Below are 19,985 nucleotides of genomic sequence, written 5' to 3'. Positions count from 1 at the left end.
CTTCTCCGTGTTCGGGTTATCGGGTGGTGTAAGCGTTGGAGAACGGCTCCAGCCCGGCGGCGGAACCGGCCGGTCCCCAGGCAAGGACGGGCGGCCGCACTCCCTCCGGAGCCCCGACGAGCAGGTCGAAATCGGCGTGCACGGTGAACCTTGCGGCCGTGGCGCCCTCCGGCGGCTCTTCGGGCGCCGTTCCGGCCTGCGGCGCCCTGGCCAGCAGGACGCGCACCCGGACGATGAGCCGTCCACCGGACGCCCGGATCGCCGACAGCACCTGAACGGACCGGGCCGAGTCGGGCAGGGTGAAACCGGACAGCCCCACGTAGCGATGGTCGGCGTTCTGATCACCGGTGAGCGCCAGCAGCGCCGCCGAGTCGCCGGTCACATAGGCGTGCGCCCACCGCCCGACCTGCTCCTTCACCCGGTCGCCAACCGGGGTGACCAGGTCGCGATAGCCGGTGTAATCGCCCTGGCCGACCGCCTGGCCCGGCTGGTCGCCGCGGGCCGAGAAGGCGGGTGCGGCGGCCAGCCGCGGGCCCTGAGCGCTGAGCAGCACGGGAACGTCGAGTCGCAGGACCTGCGGGCCCGCGCCCGGAGTCGGTGAGGCGCTCGGGGAGCCGCTGGGCGTGGCGCTCGGGGAGCCGCTGGGGGAGCCGCTGGGCGTGGCACTGGGCGTGGCGCTGGGGGAGGTGGTGGGCGAGCCGTCAGCCGATCTGCTGGGCGAGGCGCTCGGAGTGGCCCCCCGCGGGGCCCTGGTGCCCGGCCGCTCCCGGGGGGAAGCGGTGGGGGCCGGCTCGGTGCCGGCCTCGTTCCCATCCTGGTCCGGCTCCCCCGGCGCCGGCAGCATGACCAGGAAATGATGGATCTCGAAGTCGGTGAAGCCGAGCTCTTTCGATCCGAAGTGCTGAGGTGTGAAGCCCACCCAGCTCAGTGACCGGTAGGGGAGCGGAGGGCCACCCTCGTCCTCGGCGCGGCCGGTCGCCGGAGGCGCGGCCTGCTCGGGGTCGAACGAGGCGGCGTGCGGGACGTTCAGCGTACCCCCCGACAGGTAGCTCATCGCCGCCGCGTGCGCCAGGCTCCGGCCCTCGGGCTCCGCCGGAGGCGCCTCGCGGCCGGAACGTCCGTTCGCCACGGAGATGGCCGTCGCGGCCACGCTGAGGGCGGCCGCCAGGTACAGCACATAAAGGATCCGCCTGGCGCGCCTGCGGGCCGTCGGCTCGTTCGAACGCCTGGCGGGGACCATGGTGAAACGGGTGGGCGATGGTTCCGGCATGCTCCGGCTCCTGGTTTGTACTCCGCTCGTCGGCGGGACCGTCCGGTCGTCACGCCCATCGGCAAGCGAGGGCGCTCAGCCACGCCGGCCCCGGGTGCCGCGGCGCCTCCCGCGGCCGGAGCCGGATGCCTTCGGTCGTCGTCTCAGCCGGTAGCGGCCACGCCGCCGTCCGGCGCGCGGTACCGAGCGCAGAGGGTATCCCCGTGAGTCCCAGTCGACGGCGTCGACAGGGACCCCACCGGGCAGCATCCGGACCGTCCCCGCGGCGGTCCTGAGCAGGGGCGCGATCCCCACGTACAGGCGGACCGGGCGCCCGTCGACCACCGGACCGCGCGTCCTGGCGGTGCTGAGCCGCAGACCCAGCCATCGGGTCAGCGACTCGCCGGGCAGCGGCGAGAAGTTGGCCGCCGCCCACCCGGCCGCGCCGCCCAGCATCGGGCCGTAGATCAACGCCCGGAGTCCCGGCCCGAAGATGAAGACGGTCCCGAGGAATCCCAGCGTCGCGCCGGCCGTGACAACGACGAGGGTGGTCAGCCTGACGGTTCGCGGCAGCGTGACTTCCTTGGTGATGCCGCCGATCACGGGTGGCGGCGGCTTGAGCATGTTGGTCGCGGCCAGCATCGTCGGGCCGCGCACTTCGTCTTCGGCGCTCATGCCGGGACCGTCCGCGCTCACCGGACCCTGGCCACAGCCGGAGTTGCCTTTTCGGCGTCACCACAGACGGTCCGATACATGCCGAAGATGACGGACCACGTGCGAGCCGGTTTCAAACGCCGCCGGCGCCCGTGGGAGGCGGTGGAACTGCCCGAGTGGTGGACGCTGGCCATCTGGGCGGGCCTCGTCGGCGTCGTGGTCGCTCTCGTGGTGAGCGGGCTGGCCGCCCGTGGTGGATCGGGTGGCGCCACCGCCAGTACCGGGGCCGTTCGCTACACGATCCAGCCCGTGAACCCTCACCGGGTGGCTCCGACGCGGGAAGCGGCGTCCCCCGAGGCAGCGGGGGCGGACGCTCCTCCCGGCCCTTCGCAGGCCCCACGGGTTCCCTCGCACGGGGACTTCGGGGCGACCGCACCGGTGCGAGTGCCCCGGACCGGGGGCGGTATGGCGACCATCCCCGTGGGCGCCTGGAACCTGGCGCTGGCCGCCGCCCGCGCTGCGGCGACCGGTGACTGGACCGGGGTACCGGTGCGCGGCGACGCCGGCGGGGTGGTCAAGACGCCGGAGGGCTCCGTCATCGGGACCGTCACCGTCGAGGACCCCGCGGTGACCGGCCCCGGCCTGCACAGGTTCAGCGCGACGATCACACACGGCCCGGCGGAGCCGCCCTATCGCGTCGCGATCGACGTCGAACGCGACCGGTCCGGCTTTGTGGTCTCGCGAACGCCGCAGGAGACCGGGCGGCCCTGAGACCCCCGCCGGGCGTCCCGTCACGACGCAACGACATCCCCGGTCCGCGTCCGACTGGCCGGTTCCGACCTTGAGACCTTCGCGAGGTGGCGGATGAACGAAGCGGACGGCGCTGCCGGGTCCGATCCGCGAGCTGCGGCGTCACGGCTGACCCGCCGACGCGCCTCGGCGTTCATCGCCGACCAGGACTCCGGTACGGCGGACAGGACCCCACCGGCCGAGGCGGCGCCCGGCCCGCCTCAGGGCACCGGGAGCGGCCGCCCGGACGTCCCCGCCAACCCGCTCGGCGCCCCGGCACGGGAAGGGATCGGCAATCCCTCGGCCGGCCCTTCGGCCGGTCCCGTTGCCGGGCGGGGAGCCGCCGGGACCGGCGGCGATGCTCCCGGCGCGTCGGCGGGCCTGCCGGGCGCCGCCGGGCCGGCGGGCGCCGGTGGTTCGGCGAGCGCTGCTGGGTCGGCCGGCAGACCCGGGTTCGTCCCACCGGAGGGTGACACGCTCAAGGACAAGGCCGGGCATCTGGCCGGGCAGGCCCTGGACGAAGGCGCCCGCCAGGGAGCGGCATCGGCCGGTGTCCCGCCGCCCGTCTACGACGCGGCCAAACGCCTGCTCAACACCAAGGCGGGCCGGGCTCTGCTGGATCGCTCGGTGGCGGGCCGGCTGCTGCCCAAATCCGTGAAGGACGGCTTCTTCAAGTCGGGTGGCGGCAAGGGCGGCTCCGGTGGGAGTGCGGACGACGAGACCGGCGGCTCCGGCGCGGCCTCGGGTAGCGGCCGGTATGCCATGGTGCTGGCCGTCACCCTGCCGCTACTGCTGCCGCTGCTGTGCGTCATGCTGATCGCCACGCTGGTGCTGGGAACGCAGGCGTCCTTCGACGCCACGCCGTCCCAGCCGCCCGCCGAGTCCGACGAGGCCGTCGCCGAGTACTTCCCGCCCGGCTGGCAGCAGATGCTGAAGCACGCCGCGGAACGTGCCGAGGCCGGTGCGCCGGTGCACGCCGCGGTGCCCTGGACGATCCTGGCCGGGCTGGCCGCGGCGCAGACCACCTTCGGCCGGTACAGCCCGTACGACGCCATCGACCGCGACCCCGGGCGCTCGGTGAAGGAGATCCTGACCGGCGGTGGGACGGAGGGCCGTCCGGCGCCCGAGAGCACGGCACCATCCACTCCGACGCCTACGCCGACATCCACATCCACATCGACGCCGACGCCTACGCCGACATCCACGCCGACGTCCACGCCGACGTCCACGCCGACGTCCACGCCGACGTCCACGCCGACGTCCACGACCACGTCACCGGCCGTTGCGCCGACGACGGCGACCATGACGCCCACCGTGCGCCGCGCCGCTGCCACCGGCTCGCCCAGCGGCACGCCGTCTCGGGCGGACGCGGGCGGCTGCGTGGTGGACGCCCCGTCCCCGCCCATCGGCGGCAAGGGCACGGAGGGCTCCGGGCCCTACCTGCTCGGCCCCGCGGCCGCGGCCGAGATGCGCCGCGCGGGCCTTGACCCACAGAACCCGTGCGAAGCCTCCGTCTACGTGGCACGCAAGCTTTCGGCGACGGCGCGGAAGATGGCGGACGACCCGTCCAACCCCTACAAGATGCCCGCCGAGTCCGAGGGCAGGCAGGAGCGGGCCCGCGAGTACTGGGCCAAGGTCATCGCGGCCTCCGGGCTGTTCACCGAGCCTGGAGGCGCCGCCGACGACGATGCGGAGTGTTCCGTGCCACGGCCGGATGATCCGGACAAGCCGTGGTCGATCAGCTTCAAGGTGATCTCCATCTGGAGCTGCGCGGGCGCCCGGTCGGCGGAGCTGCATCTGGTGACCGGAGGCAGGTACGCGGACGGCTCCGTCGAGTTCGAGGTCGAGCCCGACCGGTCCGCCGCCATCAAGCTCCTCGTCGACGAGGCGCTGGCGGTCAGCTACGCGGCAGGGGGCTGGGAGACCCGCCGGTGCGACGACGGCGCGGACGGGCGGCAGGGCGTCTTCCCCATGACCAAGCAGGAGGCCGCCGCCGCCCGGGTGACCGACCGCTGCGACGTCGACGCGAACATCGCCGGGGCGGCCCGGCTGGTGCTCGGTGATGAGGCGGTGCCGCCGCGGAGCCGGGCGGCCGGGCTCGGGCCCTTCCAGCCGATGGCGGGCGGGTGGCAGCGCTTGAGCATCGCCATGGGCGACGACCTCGGGCTGTTCTCGAAGGTCGGCCCCAGCCGGAACTACACCGAAAGCGAGGCCTGCACCGCGGTGATGATCGCGTATCTTCGGGCCATCGCGCCGCACGCCGCGGAGTTCGCGGCGCTGCGGGAGGTGCCCACCGCGTCCGAACTGCGGCGGACCTGGGATCCGAAACTGACCGCCCTGCGCGGTGCGCACGGCATCACCGCCCCGGAGTCCGACCCGGCCTGCGCGGTCGGCTCATGGGCGCGGGGCTTCAACGCCGCGCTGGCCGAACACGCCACCGAGCTGGCCGGCGCCGACCCTGCGGGAGGCCCGAACCTCGTCGGGCTGGGTAACTACTACCAGGGCAAAGAGGACGCGATCCGGCCCACCGAGCCGGTTCCCGGCAAGGACACCCTGGTCATCCCCAGGCTGGCGGTACGTCCGCTGGAGGACGTCGGCGCCCCGATCGCTCCCGACGCCACCGAGGCCTGGTCACGGGCCGGCACCGGCGAGGGGGTGAACCTGCCGGCCGCGCAGCGGGCTGTGGACTTCGCCTGGTTCTTCGGCGGGGTGATCGATCCGTTCGACAGCGCCGGCGAACGGATCGGCACCCTGCTCAACGATGACCCGGACGGCTCCGGGCCGAACGATGACCAGGAATCCGGGCCCAACGATGACCAGGAATCCGGGCCCAAGGATGACCCGAAGGGATCCGGGCCACCGGCACCCAAGCAGAAGGAGGTCGGGCCGGATGGCTGCCCCACCAAGGCGCCGCCCAACACGCTCCGGCAGGGTGCCGCGAAGATCGGCATCGCGAAGCTGTGCGCCGACGCGGTGGCCAAGGCCCGCACCCCGGAGGCCGCCAAGGCCATCATCTGGGCCCTGTCGCATCTCGGCATGAAGTACAGCCAGGCCCATCGGAACGACCCCGGCTACGCCGACTGCTCCAGCTTCGTGTCCCGTGCCTATCGGGACGCGATCCCCGGTCTCTACACGGGCAACGCGCCGACCACGCACACCCTGCGCCGGCTGAGCTGGATGCGACAGATCTCCCTCGGGCGGGCCAAACCCGGTGACCTGGTGGAGCCGCACCCCGGGCACGTGGCGATGCAACTCGCCGGCGGCTACAAGGTGCACACCAACAGGCCCGGCGACGTCGCCCACGTCACTCGGGCCTACTCGTCGGCCACCTGGGTGGGCTGGGTCGACCCTTCCAAGGTCTGAACGGGGCCTCCCGGGCGGATGCGCCTCGCGGTCACTCCTGCCGGTACATCCGTTTCAGCATCGCGCGCGAGTTCGGCGTCGCCGACTGCCTGGGATCGGACTCGCGCGTCCGCCGAACCTCGTCCGCGATCCGCTGCGCCTCGTCGTGCAAGCGGACCGAATCCTGGTTGGCGAAGTACTCGTTCCTGATCAGCGTGGCCACCGCCGACCTGAACTCCTGCACACTGGTACCGAGCTTCTCGGCTGCGCCGGCGTCGCCCGGTACGACGGACAGAGCCCCGATCCCACGGTCGAACAGCTCGTTCATCCGTGTCCGTTGGTCGTGCAGGTTTTTGAGGCGTTCCCCCGTGTTCCGCGCGCCGCCGGGGCGGCTGAGCTCGTCGGTGCGCATGTCGACCAGGCTGCGCGCCGACATCGAGGCCAGCAGGGAGTCCCGCAGGCTCGTGGTCAGGCCGTCGATCCGCTCGACATTGGCGCCGTGCTCGGCGACGAGCCGATCGCGGCGGGTCCGCACCTCCTCCGGCGGCAGCCGGTCCCATTGCTCGAAGAGGCGGCGCATCCGCTCGGCGACGTCCTCCATTGCGCCGAACGCGTGGTCGAGCTCCTCCCCGATCATTCCGGCGGTCGTCGGCCGTCCGTCGGGAAGCCGGGCCGGAGCGTTCTTCATGTCCCTGATCTCGCTGAGGGAGGCGTGCCCCACCCATGCCGGGCCGGGCGGCGTGCCGCCCTCGTCCGGGTCGGGGCCGTTCGTGCCGCCCCGCGGGGACGGTCCGTCCATCCTTTCGAGCACCTTCAGATAGGCGGCTGCGCGCTGCTCCGCCGAGATCGGTCCGTCATCCGGTGCCCGGGACGAGGTCGGCTGCGTCGTGAACCCCTGTGTCCCGCCCTTGGCGGTGTCCGCTGAGCCCGGCTTGTCCTTGGCGGTGTCCGCCGAGTCCGGCTTGTCCTTGGCGGTGTCCGCCTGACCGTCGGTGGTCCCGTCGGCGGTCCCCGAGTGTTTCAGGAACCGCTCGTTCAGCGTGCCGAAGCCCCGCTTGAACGCGGCGAGCCCCTCCGCCGGCGCCGTGCTCGCCCGGTCGGCCACGTTACGGGAGGCCGGCCCGTCGCCGGCCGCCTTCAGCGCCGCGGCGCCCGCGAAGCCCACCGCGCCGTTGATGCTCGTGATGTTCCCGAGCCCCATGGTCTTGGTGACCTTCTTGAACAGCCAGAGCGCGGCGAGGGGGGCCGCGGCCTCGGCGATCTGTTCGAAGAAGCTCGGGGTGTCGGTGCCGATCGCAGCCCGGATGGCCCCGGTCGTCACCACGATGAGCATCAACATGGCGGTCAGTGCGAGGGTGAGGACGAACTTCCCGGCGGCGGCGGCACCGGTGAACTTCAGCAGCCGCTTGCCCTGTTCGAGCCGGGCGGCGAACATGATCAAGGAGATGGGAAGAATCATGGCCAGCCCCGCCAGTGCCACGCTGACCAGCGTGAGGCCGATCGACAGGGGACCCAGCACGAACAGGAAGATGGCGGCGATGATCAGCGACATGAGCCCCTGGCTGATCCGCTCGGCCTCGTTGCCGCCGAGCCAGGACGCGACGAACGCCCAGTTGGCGCGGCATTCCTCCGAGGTCATCACGCACTCCCCGAGCTTGTCGTTCAGTTCGTCGTCGCCGTTGAAGTAGAAAGCCCCCAGACCCTCGCCGCTCGTTTGTCCGGGGAGCGCGGTGTCCAGCAGAACGTCGACGAACTCCCCGAAGGTCATCCCGAGCCCGTCACTGCTGTAGAGGAACTCGCAAGCCTCGGACATCCCACTCATGCCGGTGCCGTCCCACTGCGGCAGGGGCTGCCCGCCGCCCAGCCCGCTGTCGCTCCGGCAGGCGCCCCACGCCACGATCAGGGTCTGTTCGCCGGTCCGGGCGGTGATGGCGACCCCGCGCCGCATCTCCGGCGTGGTGGTACCCGGCGCCTGCCCGATCGACAGGTCGTAGGCCGCGAGTTTCTGCGTGACGTCGACATCGGCGCGCGCTTCGAGCAGCCGGCATGCCGCGTGGGCGGGCGACGGGTTCTTCGCGCTGCCGTCCCCGAACTGCGCGAGCATCCAGGACCGGACGAGCGTGGTCTCCCACATCCTGCTCACCTGGTCCATGGCCGCGACGCCCTCGTCGAACCCCGTCGATGCGTTGTCGGCCCGGTACTTGTCGTAGAGCGCCTTCTCCAGTGCGGCACACGTGGCCTTCCCGGCCACCGCCGCATCATGGTCGTAGAAGACGTTGCTCTCCTCCCGCCGGCGGCTGAGGTCGGCGAGGTTGGACAGGTCCAGCAGGGACTCCGATGCCCGGCCGAACCAGTCCTGCACCGTCCTGGCCATCCAGGGAACGGTGTAGGCGCCGGTCGGATTGCTGGGTTCGTCGGACTGGTCCGCGATGAAGAAGATCAGTCCGGTGGCCGCCAGAAACGCGGTCAGCATCCGCATGGCCGCCGCCGGCCCGCCCTTCCGCTTGCCGCCGTTCCAGCGCCGCGCCGCGGCGGCCAGCACGAACAGCCATGCCGGGATCAGGAACCAGGACGCGTAGAGGGCGAAGGTCCGGGCGGCCGAGTTGATCGAAGGGGCGGCCAGGCACACCATGTCGAAGCTGTAGCTGAACCCCATGGCCATGCCGATGATGCGCCATGCCAGCGCCGCCGCCATGAACAGGAAGCTGGCGAGCATCGACATGAACGCCCGGGTCTGGATGAATCTGGCGTTGTCGACGACGAAGAGCTCGAAAGAGGTCCATCGGTTCAGCGGCAGGTAGTCCCGTACCTCGCCGTACGTTTTGCAGTCGCTCGGCTCGGCGTCGCTCGGCTCGGTGTCGGTTGGCTCGGTGTCGGTTGGCTCGGTTGGCTCGGCGTTGGGTGGGGCGGTGGGCGCATGGGCCGGGGAACCGAGCGTGGCGGCAGCCGGTGAACCGGCCTGCCGCGCGCCCGCCGTGGTGGACGCGGCCATCGCGATGATCACCGGCGCCGTGTCGGCGTCATCGGAACCGGAGTGCTGTCCCGAGAGCAGGGCCAGGCCGGAGAACACCGTGAGGACCAGCGCCCACACGAGGAGCTGGAGACCTCGCCGGGGCCGCGTCGCCGCATCGCCGGATGCCCTCACCGGGCGGGAGCGCTCCGCCGGACCCGGCCCACTCCGTCGTCGGCTCAGGTGGTGAGCCACGCGTCTCCCTCGACGTTCGCCTTGGAGGGTACGGCGGCGTCGTGCCCGGCCCGCTCGGCGGCCGCCCGCCGCTCCTCGCGCTTCCGGCGGTCCTCGGGGTGCGTGCTGTAGGCCGCGGCGGCCTCCGGGGGCGTCGGCCCGAGGACGACCTGGGCGTGCCGCCCCGCCAGATCGCGGAAGATGCCGCGCGCCCAGCGGCCGGGCTTGCCGTTCTCGGGGGGCAGCGGCCCGAAATCGCGGAGATCGGCGATGCGCTCGGGAGTCGGCTGGAGCCCGCACAGGTTCAGCGCCGCCTCCGCCTCCTTCCGCTCGTTCAGCTTCAGCACCAGTACGCGGCTGAGGTAGGACTCCAGGTCCTTGGTCACGACGTCCGCGATCCGCTGGGTGAGGAAGACCGGGAGGATGTTGAGCGAACGGCCCTCCCGGGAGATGCGCTGCAGCGAGGCCAGGCCCTCCGCCTGCGACAGGAACGTCCACGCCTCGTCCACGACCAGGACCCCGGACCGGTTGGAGATGAGGATCTCCAACGACGCCCGGATGACCAGGCGCACGGCGGCGAGTCCGATCCGTTCCGATACCGAGTACTCGCTGGGGGACTTGCCCTCCGGGAGGCCCAGATCGCGATCGAAGTCGACGAGCGTCAGGAGCTGTGTCATGTCGAGGCGCGGCAGCGGCGTGAGGGCGATGCCGAGGGCGAACATGCTGGACGCCTCCATCTGCTGCTCGACCAGGCCGCGCAGCCGCTCGGCCTGCTCGCCGGGCACGTACCGCAGGGCGTCCCACACGCAGCGCGCTCCGTTGAGCGCGCCGCGTTTGAGACCCGACCCGAGAGCCAGCCGCTCGGTCAGTGTCAGTCCGTCCCGGTGGTCGTCCAGCGCAGCCAGGATGTGCACGTTGGCGATCTCCGCAGCGATCACCGGCGGCGCGTACCGGAACGGGTCGAAGGCGCCCGGGGCCTCCTCCAGGGCGGCCATGGAGACCCGGCCGCTGGGCAGCCCGAGCTTGCGGGCGTAGTCGACCATCCCGTAGAGCGAGTCCCCGCCCTTGGGATTGACGAAGATCACCGGCAGGCCGTTCAGCGCGGACTGGATGGCGACCGACTGGGCGAAGAACGTCTTTCCGCTGCCGGGGTCCCCGAAGATCCCGAAGACCGGCGGCAGGTTGCGGCGCGGTGCGCCGAGGGGGTCGACGAAGAACGGGGTGCCGTCCGGGTCGATCAGGCCGCCGAAGACCCCGGTGCCGTCGCCCAGGTGGGAGAACGACTGGAGGCCGGCGTGCGAGATCATCGGCACGTTGACGTCCTGGAGGAACGGGTTCACCCGTACCGAGGAGCACGGCAGGGTCTCCTCCAGGGCCTGGATCTGCCGGTGCTCCAGCGGCTTCATCTGGATGCCGTAGACCTGGCTGAGGTAGTCGGTGTAGGTCTGGGCGGCGCCACTGACCTCGCGTGCCATGATGATGCTGCAGTTGGCGAGCATCGGCTGGTTGGAGCCTGCGAGGTAGTCCTCGACCTCCTTGGCCTGCCGGAAGGTCTTGGACAGCTCGACCTTTTCCAGGTCCTGCGTCTTCTGCTCCTCCTGCATGTTCGCCATGATCCGGCGCTGCGCCCTGCGGGCTCGGGCCCGCGTCAGGTTCGCCGGCTCCAGTTCGGCGCGGATGGAGATGACGTGCGGCGCGTCGCCAGGCAGGCTGACCGCCTCCATCGCCCACTGCGAGTGCGGGGATTCCAGGATCGGCTGGTCGAAGCGCATCACGGCGGCCATCTCCAGCTCTCCGAGACCGTGCACGCGAAGCCGGGTGGGCAACTCCTCAAGGACCGCGTCCGGGCCGCGCCCGAGGTTGTACCAGGACTCCAGGTGGTCCAGTTCCTGGCGGGTGGGCGGCCGCGCGTTCCCCCGCTCGAAGATGACCTGGAGGAGCTCGATGTCCTTGCGGTAGAGCTCCAGGTTCGGCACGTCCTCGGCGATGGACTCCTTGACCAGTTCCGTGAGCGCCTTGAACTTCGCCACGCCGCTCGCGTTCCGATCCGTTCTGGACGCCTTGTCCATCAGTGACGACCGGAGCAGCACCCCGACGAGCAGGGTCCGCCGGGGGGCCAGGAACCCGAAGGCCCCGGCCTGGTAGGACCGCAGGGCAGGGGCGTTCTCCTGCGGTGGGACGACCAGGTCGTCCCAGGTGATCGAGATGACGTGGATGTGCCGGTTGCTGGACAGCGTGGCCAGGCCGCCGATGGGCTGCCGGGATGTTCCCCCGAGCTCGCCCAAAAGCCGTGCGAGCGGCAGGGCGAGCGTCAGCTGCTGCTCCGGATCCTCCCATTTCATCGGCGACAGCGGCAGGGCGCGGTACATCCACACCTCGCCGTTGTGGCCGACGTAGATGCCGTCGGCGGTGCGCCATGCGTACGGCGTCGTCCACATGGTGGCGGTATCGGCCTCCGACCGGCCTGCTCGGCCGACTCCTGCCAGCCGCCGGAGCGTCGCCCTGAGGTGCGCCATGTATGTCGTCTCCCGGTTTGCGTAAGGTCTCGGGGGGATCGTCCGGAAATCGGTGGTGGCCGCAGCCGCCCTTGTCCGCACGATCGCAGCAGAGACCAACCGCCTGCACCGGTTGGCGGACAACCTGGGGACCAGAGATGGCAACTACGCCGAACCTCGTCGTGGCGGGGGATCCGAGCGTCGCGGGAAAGTTGCGGGAGACCGGGAGGTTCACCGCCGTGTTCGACGTCGCCTCGGCGGCCGAACTTCGCGCCCTCTCCAAAAGCGGCCGGGTCGGCCGCCCGGCCGCGTTCATGTTCGCGCCTGGATTCATCGAGGACCTTCCGGGCGCCGACGTGAGCGTGCTGGCGAACGGGCTGGCGGGCAACGGCTTCACCGTGCTGGTCCACGACCATTTCAAGAAACGGGGGGACGAGTTCGGCTCCGGGGTGTGCGTCACCGGCGGCCGACTGCGGCTGTCGGAACTGTTGACGATGCTCGGCGCCACCCGCAATCCGGACGGGACGACCGCGGCCGGGCCCCACGCCGTACACGCGGCGGCCACCCCCCGCGGCGCGGGTGCGGCGAACGCCGAGCCGCCGAGGTCCGACCTTCGTGTCGCGGGTGCGGCGAACGCCGAGCCGCCGAGGTCCGACCTTCGTGTCGCGGGTGGGGCGACCGTCGAGTCGTCCAGGTCCGACCTTCGTGTCGCGGGTGGGGCGACCGTCGAGTCGTCCAGGTCCGACCTTCGTGTCGCGGGTGGGGCGACCGTCGAGTCGTCCAGGTCCGACCTTCGTGTCGCGGGTGCGGCGACCGCCGAGCAGCCGCCCAGGCCCGCTGCCTCGCTCGCGTGGCCGGCGCGACAACCGGTGGCTGCCGAGACGCCGGAATCCGTCGGCCGCCGCGGCAAGGTCATCGCCGTCACCGCGGCCAAGGGCGGGGTCGGCAAGACCAGCATGACGGTGAATCTGGCCGTGTACGCGGCCCGCCTGCTGCAGGCGGTGGACAGGGCGGGCACGGTGGCCCTGGTGGACACCAATTTCCAGCAAGCCGACGTCGGGCGCTACCTCTCCCTGGACTCCCCGACGATTCTCGATGTGTTCCAGCACCCCGGAGCCCTGTACCCGCAGGCCCTGCGCGGCCACATGGCGCGCATCGCCGAGATAGACCTCTACGCGCTGCTCGGGCCGCCCGACATCGTGGCCGCCGACCCGGCCGTGATCAACGCGAAGCTGTACCAGCGGATCATCGCGGCGCTGCGGGACGCGTTCGACTTCGTGTTCGTCGATACGCCGGTGGCGGAGCTGTACCACACGACCTTCACCGAGCTGATCCTGCCCGAGGCCGACGCGATACTCGTCCCGGTCGAGCCCAACCGGGTGACGTTGGAGGCCGCCCAAGCCTGGCTGCGGGCGATCACGTTGCCGCAGCACTCCCGGGACGGGCGCGTGGATCCGCGCAAGCTGTCGCTGGTGCTCAACCGGGCCCGCGGCGACGTGGACTGCGGCCCGGAGGACGTGATGGACCTGTTGTCCGGCTGGCGGCTCGTCGGGGTGATTCCCGACGACGAGGAGTGGATGCAGGCGGTGAACAACCACCGGCTGGTCGGCATGCACGTCGGCTCAGGGCTGGACGCAACGTTCCGCGAGATCCTCCAGGCCGTGACCGGTGAGACCGCGTTCGGCACGGCGACTCTCAACCCGCCGGGGAACGGCCGCGCGAATCTGTGGAAGAAGGTGCTCGGACTGAACCGGGTCTGATCAGCGCCGCCGACGAATCTCTCAGGGAAGGACCGACCATCATGGCGAGTGACCAGGACTTCGATCAGGGCATGGACTTCTGGGCGTTCATCGGCGTCACCGAAGCGGACGGGGACGGGGCGGCCCCCCAGCCGGGTCAGGCGCCGCAGGGCGAACGGGCGGCCGGAAAGGGGCGCGCCCCCCGGGCCAAGGCGCCTAGACCCCCCAAGGCGCCCAGGGAGGCCGACGAGGTCAGGGAAGCGAGAAAGGCAGGGAAGACCAAGGGATCCACGGAGGTCGGGGCGGCCGTGCCCGTGGCGAAAGGCGCGCCCGTGGCGAAAGGCGTACCCGCGGCTAACGGTGCCTCGTCGGAGCCGGCGTCCGTCCGGCCGGCGCAGTGGCCGGCCCCTCCCACGGCCGCGTCCGCTCCGTCCGCTCCGTCCTCCCCGTCCTGGGAGGCCGCCGAGCGGCTGTACCACTCGCTGCGCGGGCACTTCACGGCGCGGCCGGCCGACGTCGTCGACGGGCCGCGGCGGGCAGCCGGGTTGAAAGCGCTGATCGGGCCGGCTCAGGGAGACAGCGGCCTGGCCGCCAAGGTTCACGACCTGCTGAACGGATGGCATCTCCTGGGGGAGCTGTGGCGCGACCCGGATGTGGAGGAGATTCACATCCGGGGTACCGAGGTGATTGTCTGCGGTTCGTCCGGCGTTCGGGAGATTCCCGGTTTCGGGGCCATTGACGCCGCAAGACGGGCCGTCGAGGCGGTCATCGTCTCCTCGGACGACGCGGGCGCCGTGTTGACCGAGTCCGGCGGCTCCATCATCGTGAGCCGCCGTAATGTCGGGCCCACGGACACGGCCGCGCTCGTCGACGCCGGCGTCGTCACCCGCCAGCAGATCTCCGAGGTCGAGCGGACGCTGCGCGACCTGAGCGCCGTGACGCTGACAGGGCCGGCGGCCTGGGTCGTCCTGCGGGCCTTCGCTTCGCTCATCCCGCCGGGCAGCCGGATCTTCCTGGGCCCGTTCGGGGTGCTCCCCCGGGGGTGCGTCGCGGCGGTGAGTCCGCTGTGCGCCGACTACGTCGTCGGGGTCCGCCTGGGTGGGGAGGCGGAGGAGATGGCGGCGGCCGGGCAAATCGGCGCCCTGATCGCCAACCCGCGGACGCCGTTCACCACTGGGGTGCGGTACACCGTCTCCGGCCGGTTCGCGGCGCCCGGCAAGGTCACCGCTCACTGACCGGGCGCGGTGGCGCCGGTCGGTCCCGCTCTCGGATCTCCAGTCGACGCGCGCGTGCCGCCGCCGCCAGCAACGGACCCATGAGGCGGGTCACGGGCGTCCGGCGTACGGTACCCGGCATTCCGGCCAGTTCGGTGAGCGGCCGCACACCGGCTGGGCCGTGCAGCTCGAACCCGCGGACCGGATTCACCCACACCGTGCCCTGCTCGGTCTCCAGCAGCGGGACCGGCCGCTCTCCCGGGGCGGCGGCCAGTTCCCCCAGCGACCACCCGTGGCGCCGGGTGGCGTCCGCGAACGCGGCGACCTGCTCCAGCTCACGCCGCAGCCGCGGCATCTGGTCGGCGTCGAACGCGGCCGGCCGGGTGCCAAGCGCGGTGGCGTGGCCGCCGCCCAGCCGACCGGCGATCTCCGCGACCAGGTCCAGCACGCTGCGATGCAGGACGCCGGCATCCTGGCCGTCGACGGTGAGCACCATGAAACCCAGCCTCCTGCCCGGCTCGTCCGGCCGGTCCTGTGCTGGTCGCGATTCATGCAATGGCGCTTTCTCCACCCTGGCGGCAGCCTCGTTCGAACCCTACCGCTCAGCCGGCGTGCGCTCCGATCGCACGGTCGGACTCCAGGATGAAGGTGGCCGCCTCGTCCGGCGTCAGTCCCAGCACATCCACGATCAGCCGGAGCGGGCCTATCTTCTCGGCGTCGCAGTGCTGGCATCTGGCGCGATTGTCCTTGTACACCGTCATCGACGGATTCCTGTCGCCGTGGCGATGCCGGCGCGCACGCGGGCAGTGCCAGTGGCCGGCATCGTCGGCTTCGGGCGATGAGCCCAGCCGCCTCAGCACGACACGGATGTCCGCGTTGTTGGCTCGTGTGAGGCGCTTGTTGCGGTCCGAGACCGGGACGGGCGGCACCACCTCGGCGCCACGGCGGCCGGCCCGCAGCAGCTGCCGGTGCCGTGCCGCGCCCCGCCGGATGTTTTCCAGGTCGATGCCCTGGTTCGGGTCGGCCTTGGTCACCGGAGCGGGCTCGGTCCCGGTGGACAGGTACGGGAACCGGTCCTCGGTCCGGCGGCGGATCGCGGCCACGATCATGAGCATGACCAGCGCGCCATGGGCCGACTCCGGCGGTACCATCCGAAGCCGCGCCGCGTAGCGGATCACGCTCACCGCCTCCGGGGTGGCCCCCCCGTCCGGGTCGAGGTGCACGGTCGGGATGCCCTCGGCCGCGGGGCCGCCGACCTGCGCCCACATCAGATGCCCCGGAGGTCTGCCGGCATCCGGGAGGTCCTCCTGGTCGAGCCGGGAGAACTCCAGGACGGTGCCGCCGGCGTACGCGTCGACACGCCGCCCGGCGAATCCGCACAGCGCGGTGTACGGCACCAGACAGCCGGGGCCTTCGGGCGCAAGGTAGATCACCCGTGACCGGAAGTCCTCGGGGATCAGTCCGCTGGTCCGCAGCGCGTCGAGTGTCGAGGAGGTGATGTCGCCCTCGCCGGGGACGAGGTCCACGGTCTTGATGCCCTCCGGCCCCGGTGGCGACCCTGCGGTACGGACGGCGAGCACGTAGTCGGTCAGCTTGTTCATGTGTCCTTGCCTCCGTGGTCTGTCCGAGGGATCGCATGCTTACCGTCCTGACCGCGAGGCGATCCGCACCCGCTCGATCCGGCGCTTGCCGAATCGGTGCGCCCCCGAACGGTCATGATGATGGATCGGTGCCGAGCCCGGCCAGGCTTACAACATAACCGGCGATTGGCCGACGGTCGGTGGAGGGGACACGAAGAAGGTGGACGTTGGCTAAAAGTACGCACACCAAAGAAGAATTCTATGTTCTGCGTCTCTTCGATGACGACGTCCCGTTGTTCGTGGACGCGACCAAGTACGTCAGGCAGAACTTGCCGTTTCCGCTCAGCGCCAAGAAATCTTTGAAGGCCACCTGCGGTGTGCGCACCGACGACGAGGTGGTGGCGTTCAGCCTGCGCAACTACACGGCCAGGCAAGCCGAGAAGGAGATCGAGCACGTCGCGTCCGGGGGAGACGGGAAGTCCGCTGCGCGAAACCTGCTGGTCACCCGGATGCCCCGCAAGACGTTGCACGACCTGAGCGAGTCGGCGCGTTCACTGGCGGTGGTGCTCGGCGACGAGGTGATCGCCGAGCTGGACGGCGAGCTGTACGTCCTGACGCTGTCCCGGACCGGCGTCAAGGACAGGCTGAGCCTGACGGCCAAGCTGAGCCGGGTCGAGGACCGATACGTCTGGACCGCGATCGACGACCCCGACGTATGGTTCGAACTTCCCGTCACCGGCGTCCGTCTGCGCGTCTTCATGCGCTCCCCGGTCAGGGACCGGATTCTCGCGTACGGTTTCGCCGGCTACCTCACGCGCAAGCCCGGAGAGGCGGAGACGGTGACCCGGGCCACGGCGATGGCGCTCAACAGCGTGCTCGGCCTGGCGACGTTCCGGATGCTGTCCGCCCTGACCCATGTCGACGTCCCGCCTCTGCCGTCCATTCCCTGGGTGCGCACTCCCGCCGAGCGGGTGGGCTTCACCGTGCCGGTGCTGCTTTTCACCGAGGAGGGGACGCTGGCGGCGCGCGGCCATGTGGCCGCGGAGATCGACCTGGACCACCTCGACCCTGTGACCGGGGCGCTCCAGTTCCACCTCGCGGAGGGCGCGGACATGGAATGGAACCCGGCGGTGGCGGGCATGGTGGCGTTCCCCGCCTATGAGAGAGTGCTGACCGACACCATCGCCGCTGTCGTCCAGAGGCAGCTGGGCCCGGAGACGGTGAACGACATGGCTTACGACATCATGCTGTCCGATCTCGGCGAGGAGGCGGTGGCCGACCTGCGCGCCGCGACCACCGACCTGCCCGGGTTGAAGGCCACGCCCCGCTCGGCCGAGATACGGCCGGTACAGCCGGTACAGCCGGTCTGAGCCGCCCGCCCTCCCGCGGCACGGGCGGGGAAGCGAACGACCGGCCAGGTTAAGCCATAAAAGCGGACAACAGCCGTATTCTAGGGCGGTATGCCGGGGCGGTGCCGCGATTCCCTCTAGGGTTCCAGAAACTGGGAAGCGCGGGGGAGGAGTCTCTGATATGTCGTGGATGAAGGGTGACGACGTCGTCACCCGCCTGGTTCCCGGTTATGACTCGCTTTCCGTGCTGCGTCGGGGGCGAACCGCCGTTGTTTACCATGCGTTGCGGGACGGCACCGACGCGCCGGCGGCTCTCAAGGTGCTCCGGCGAAACCGATCGGGATCGGCCGGGCCGGTGGGCGACGAGCAATGGGCCGTCACCCTCGGCCTCGGCGCACATCCGCACATCGTCGAGATCTTCGACACGGGCGTCACCTCGACTGGCCGGCCTTATGTGGCGATGCAGTACTGCCCCGACGGGTCCTACGCCGACATCCTGGCCGCCCGCGGCCCGCTGCCGGTGGACGAGGTCGTCCAGATGGGTACCGCGGTCGTGGCGGCGTTGACGGCGGCGCATACGGCGGGCCAGCTGCACGGGGCTGTGACACCGGGCAACATACTGCGCGGCGAGGCCGGGGCCCTGCTGGCCGATTTCCCCGTCTGCCGCGCGCCGGAGGAGCTCTCGGACGCGCTGGGTGTCCGCGTGATCCGTCACCTCGCGCCCGAGATCCTGGAGGGATCCGCTCCGTCGCCGGCGTCCGACATCTATGCTCTCGCCTCCACCATGTGGACCCTGCTGGCCGGTTATTCACCTTTCGCCGACCCCGGTGGCGCCGAGCCCGACGTCGTCATCTACCGGGAACGGGTACTGAGGGACCCGGCGCCGAGGATCCGGCGCGGGGATGTGCCGGACGCATTCCAGAACGTCCTGTCGAGGGCCATGGCCCGGGACCCCGACCGCCGTTTCGGCGACGGTGAGGAGTTCGCCTTGGCGCTGTCGGCGGCCGCATGGTCGGCTGCGGCGGAACCGAGGCAGGCCGCCCGGCCCGAGCCGGGGACGACGGTGGGATGGAGCTTCTTCGATGTGGCGCCCGACGCGTCGCCATCGCCCCAGCCTCGGGAGACGGATCCGGTTCCGCCCGCCGAGGCGGAGTCCGCCGAACCGGCGCCTCCCGAACCGGCGCCTCCCGAACCGGCGCCCGAGCCCGGGGAGTCCTGGCTGGACGAGGAGTGGCTGGACGAGGAGTGGCTGGCGTTTCCGGACGGGCACGCGCCGGATCCCGATCCGGACGGGGAGCCGCGGCCGCCGGAACGCCATTCCGAACTCATCCTGGACTTGGACGAGGCGACCGGGCGAGAACCGGGCCAGGGCGATGCCGAGGGCGATCGGGTCCAGCCGGCCGTGCCGCCTACCGACGACGTCTCCCCGGTCTCAGCGCCCCAGCCTTTCGCGGTGTCCGAGCCTTCGCAGTCGCCGGCGTCCGCGCCTCAGCCTTTCGCGGTGTCCGAGCCTTCGCAGTCACAGTCGCCGGCGTCCGCGCCCCAGCCTTTCGCGGTGTCCGAGGCTCCGCAGTCGCAGTCGCAGTCGCAGGCGTCCGAGTCCCGGCCCCGCACATCGTCCGAGACCCCGCTCTTTCCGGATTCCGGTCCGCAGCCGTTCGGCGCGTCCGAGGTCCCGGCGACAGATTCCCAGCCGTTCGGGGCGTCCGGAGTCCCGCCTTCCCCGGCTCCCGCGTTCCAGCCCTTCGCGGTGGAGGAGCACCAGCCGGCCGTGTCCGGTGAGCCCCGCCCGACCGCGAGCGTGAGCACGCCGGGGATGAGCGCGGAGGCGCCGCCCGAGCCCGAGCACGTCCCCCTACGGCACCATGAGGACGACGTCCCGCTCGGACACCGCGTCCCGCCCGTCGAGCCCGCCTACCCCCGTAGCCGCCGCTCGGCGTACGTATCCGCCGCGATCGGCGGAGCGGTGCTCGGTTTGATCCTGTACGCCGTCTTCGGGCTGCGCGGGGGGACGCCCCCGTCCGATGGCGGGGCCAAGGCGTCCATGAAGACGGGTGCCTCGCAGAGCACGATGGTCAAGGTGCGCAAGGCGGGAGCCCACACCCCGCGGCAGGTCCGGATCGTCGATCGCCAGATCGCGGTGGTGCTGACGTGGGAGGACGCCAGTGAGGGTGAGGCCGCCCACTATGTGGTGGGAGGCCCCAAGGGACAAACGCCCACCAGGTTGGCCGAGGCGGCGGCCGGTACCGCGAAAGCCGAGATCAGCGGGCTGAACCCGAGCGTGGACTACTGCTTCGTCGTGGTCGCGGTCCTCACGATCGACCAGGTCGCCGCCACCAAGCCCGTCTGCACCACGCGCGCCCCGTGACCTCTCGCGTCATCAGGCGCCG

The 19,985-nt window shown here is 71.4% G+C and carries 12 protein-coding genes; 6 read left to right on the top strand and 6 right to left on the bottom strand.

Going from position 1 to position 19,985, the window contains the following annotated elements; all coding sequences use genetic code 11:
- Positions 1 to 16: 16 nt before the first annotated feature.
- Together QSK21_RS28960 and QSK21_RS28955 are read right to left on the bottom strand one after the other, a co-directional pair.
- The gene (locus QSK21_RS28960) at positions 17 to 1,270 is read right to left on the bottom strand and encodes a hypothetical protein (RefSeq protein WP_285700519.1); all 1,254 of its coding nucleotides are present in this window, start codon (positions 1,268 to 1,270) and stop codon (positions 17 to 19) included.
- A gap of 75 nt (positions 1,271 to 1,345) precedes the next feature.
- The gene (locus QSK21_RS28955; protein WP_285700518.1) at positions 1,346 to 1,924 is read right to left on the bottom strand and encodes a hypothetical protein; all 579 of its coding nucleotides are present in this window, start codon (positions 1,922 to 1,924) and stop codon (positions 1,346 to 1,348) included.
- Between the two features lie 78 nt (positions 1,925 to 2,002).
- Between QSK21_RS28955 and QSK21_RS28950 the strand changes: the two genes are divergently transcribed.
- Together QSK21_RS28950 and QSK21_RS28945 are read left to right on the top strand one after the other, a co-directional pair.
- The gene (locus tag QSK21_RS28950; protein ID WP_285700517.1) at positions 2,003 to 2,674 is read left to right on the top strand and encodes a hypothetical protein; all 672 of its coding nucleotides are present in this window, start codon (positions 2,003 to 2,005) and stop codon (positions 2,672 to 2,674) included.
- Positions 2,675 to 2,767: 93 nt separating this feature from the next.
- Positions 2,768 to 6,055: an NlpC/P60 family protein gene (locus QSK21_RS28945; RefSeq protein ID WP_285700516.1), complete on the top strand. Its 3,288-nt coding sequence runs from the start codon at positions 2,768 to 2,770 to the stop codon at positions 6,053 to 6,055.
- A gap of 31 nt (positions 6,056 to 6,086) precedes the next feature.
- Here QSK21_RS28945 and QSK21_RS28940 read toward each other — a convergent pair whose 3' ends face one another.
- A complete protein-coding gene (locus tag QSK21_RS28940; RefSeq protein WP_285700514.1) occupies positions 6,087 to 9,125 on the bottom strand; it encodes a hypothetical protein in 3,039 nt (1,012 codons plus the stop codon).
- 98 nt (positions 9,126 to 9,223) lie between these two features.
- The gene (locus QSK21_RS28935; protein ID WP_285700512.1) at positions 9,224 to 11,734 is read right to left on the bottom strand and encodes an ATP-binding protein; all 2,511 of its coding nucleotides are present in this window, start codon (positions 11,732 to 11,734) and stop codon (positions 9,224 to 9,226) included.
- A gap of 137 nt (positions 11,735 to 11,871) precedes the next feature.
- Between QSK21_RS28935 and QSK21_RS28930 the strand changes: the two genes are divergently transcribed.
- Together QSK21_RS28930 and QSK21_RS28925 are read left to right on the top strand one after the other, a co-directional pair.
- Positions 11,872 to 13,473 (top strand): CpaE/TadZ family protein, encoded by a 1,602-nt coding sequence (locus QSK21_RS28930; RefSeq protein WP_285700511.1) that lies wholly within the window; start codon positions 11,872 to 11,874, stop codon positions 13,471 to 13,473.
- Between the two features lie 41 nt (positions 13,474 to 13,514).
- The gene (locus QSK21_RS28925) at positions 13,515 to 14,687 is read left to right on the top strand and encodes a hypothetical protein (RefSeq protein ID WP_285700510.1); all 1,173 of its coding nucleotides are present in this window, start codon (positions 13,515 to 13,517) and stop codon (positions 14,685 to 14,687) included.
- Here QSK21_RS28925 and QSK21_RS28920 read toward each other — a convergent pair.
- Both QSK21_RS28920 and QSK21_RS28915 read right to left on the bottom strand, forming a co-directional pair.
- Entirely contained in the window at positions 14,674 to 15,162 is a 489-nt protein-coding gene (locus tag QSK21_RS28920) for a hypothetical protein (RefSeq protein WP_285700509.1), read from the bottom strand. The genes QSK21_RS28925 and QSK21_RS28920 overlap by 14 nt on opposite strands.
- A 106-nt stretch (positions 15,163 to 15,268) precedes the next feature.
- The gene (locus QSK21_RS28915; protein WP_285700508.1) at positions 15,269 to 16,267 is read right to left on the bottom strand and encodes a hypothetical protein; all 999 of its coding nucleotides are present in this window, start codon (positions 16,265 to 16,267) and stop codon (positions 15,269 to 15,271) included.
- Between the two features lie 206 nt (positions 16,268 to 16,473).
- Here QSK21_RS28915 and QSK21_RS28910 point away from each other — a divergent pair, with 206 nt between their 5' ends.
- Together QSK21_RS28910 and QSK21_RS28905 are read left to right on the top strand one after the other, a co-directional pair.
- Positions 16,474 to 17,616, top strand: a complete 1,143-nt coding sequence (locus tag QSK21_RS28910; RefSeq protein ID WP_285700506.1) for a hypothetical protein — start codon at positions 16,474 to 16,476, stop codon at positions 17,614 to 17,616.
- A 160-nt stretch (positions 17,617 to 17,776) separates the two neighbouring features.
- Positions 17,777 to 19,963 carry a serine/threonine-protein kinase gene (locus QSK21_RS28905; RefSeq protein ID WP_352231337.1) on the top strand — a complete coding sequence of 729 codons (2,187 nt, stop codon included), beginning with the start codon at positions 17,777 to 17,779 and terminating at the stop codon, positions 19,961 to 19,963.
- Positions 19,964 to 19,985 lie beyond the last annotated feature (22 nt).

The sequence above is a fragment of the Actinomadura sp. NBRC 104412 genome, from assembly GCF_030269515.1.
Classification (GTDB): Bacteria; Actinomycetota; Actinomycetes; order Streptosporangiales; family Streptosporangiaceae; genus Spirillospora.
Note: the sequence above shows the minus strand (reverse complement) of the source record. Positions and strands in the feature narration are given on the sequence as shown.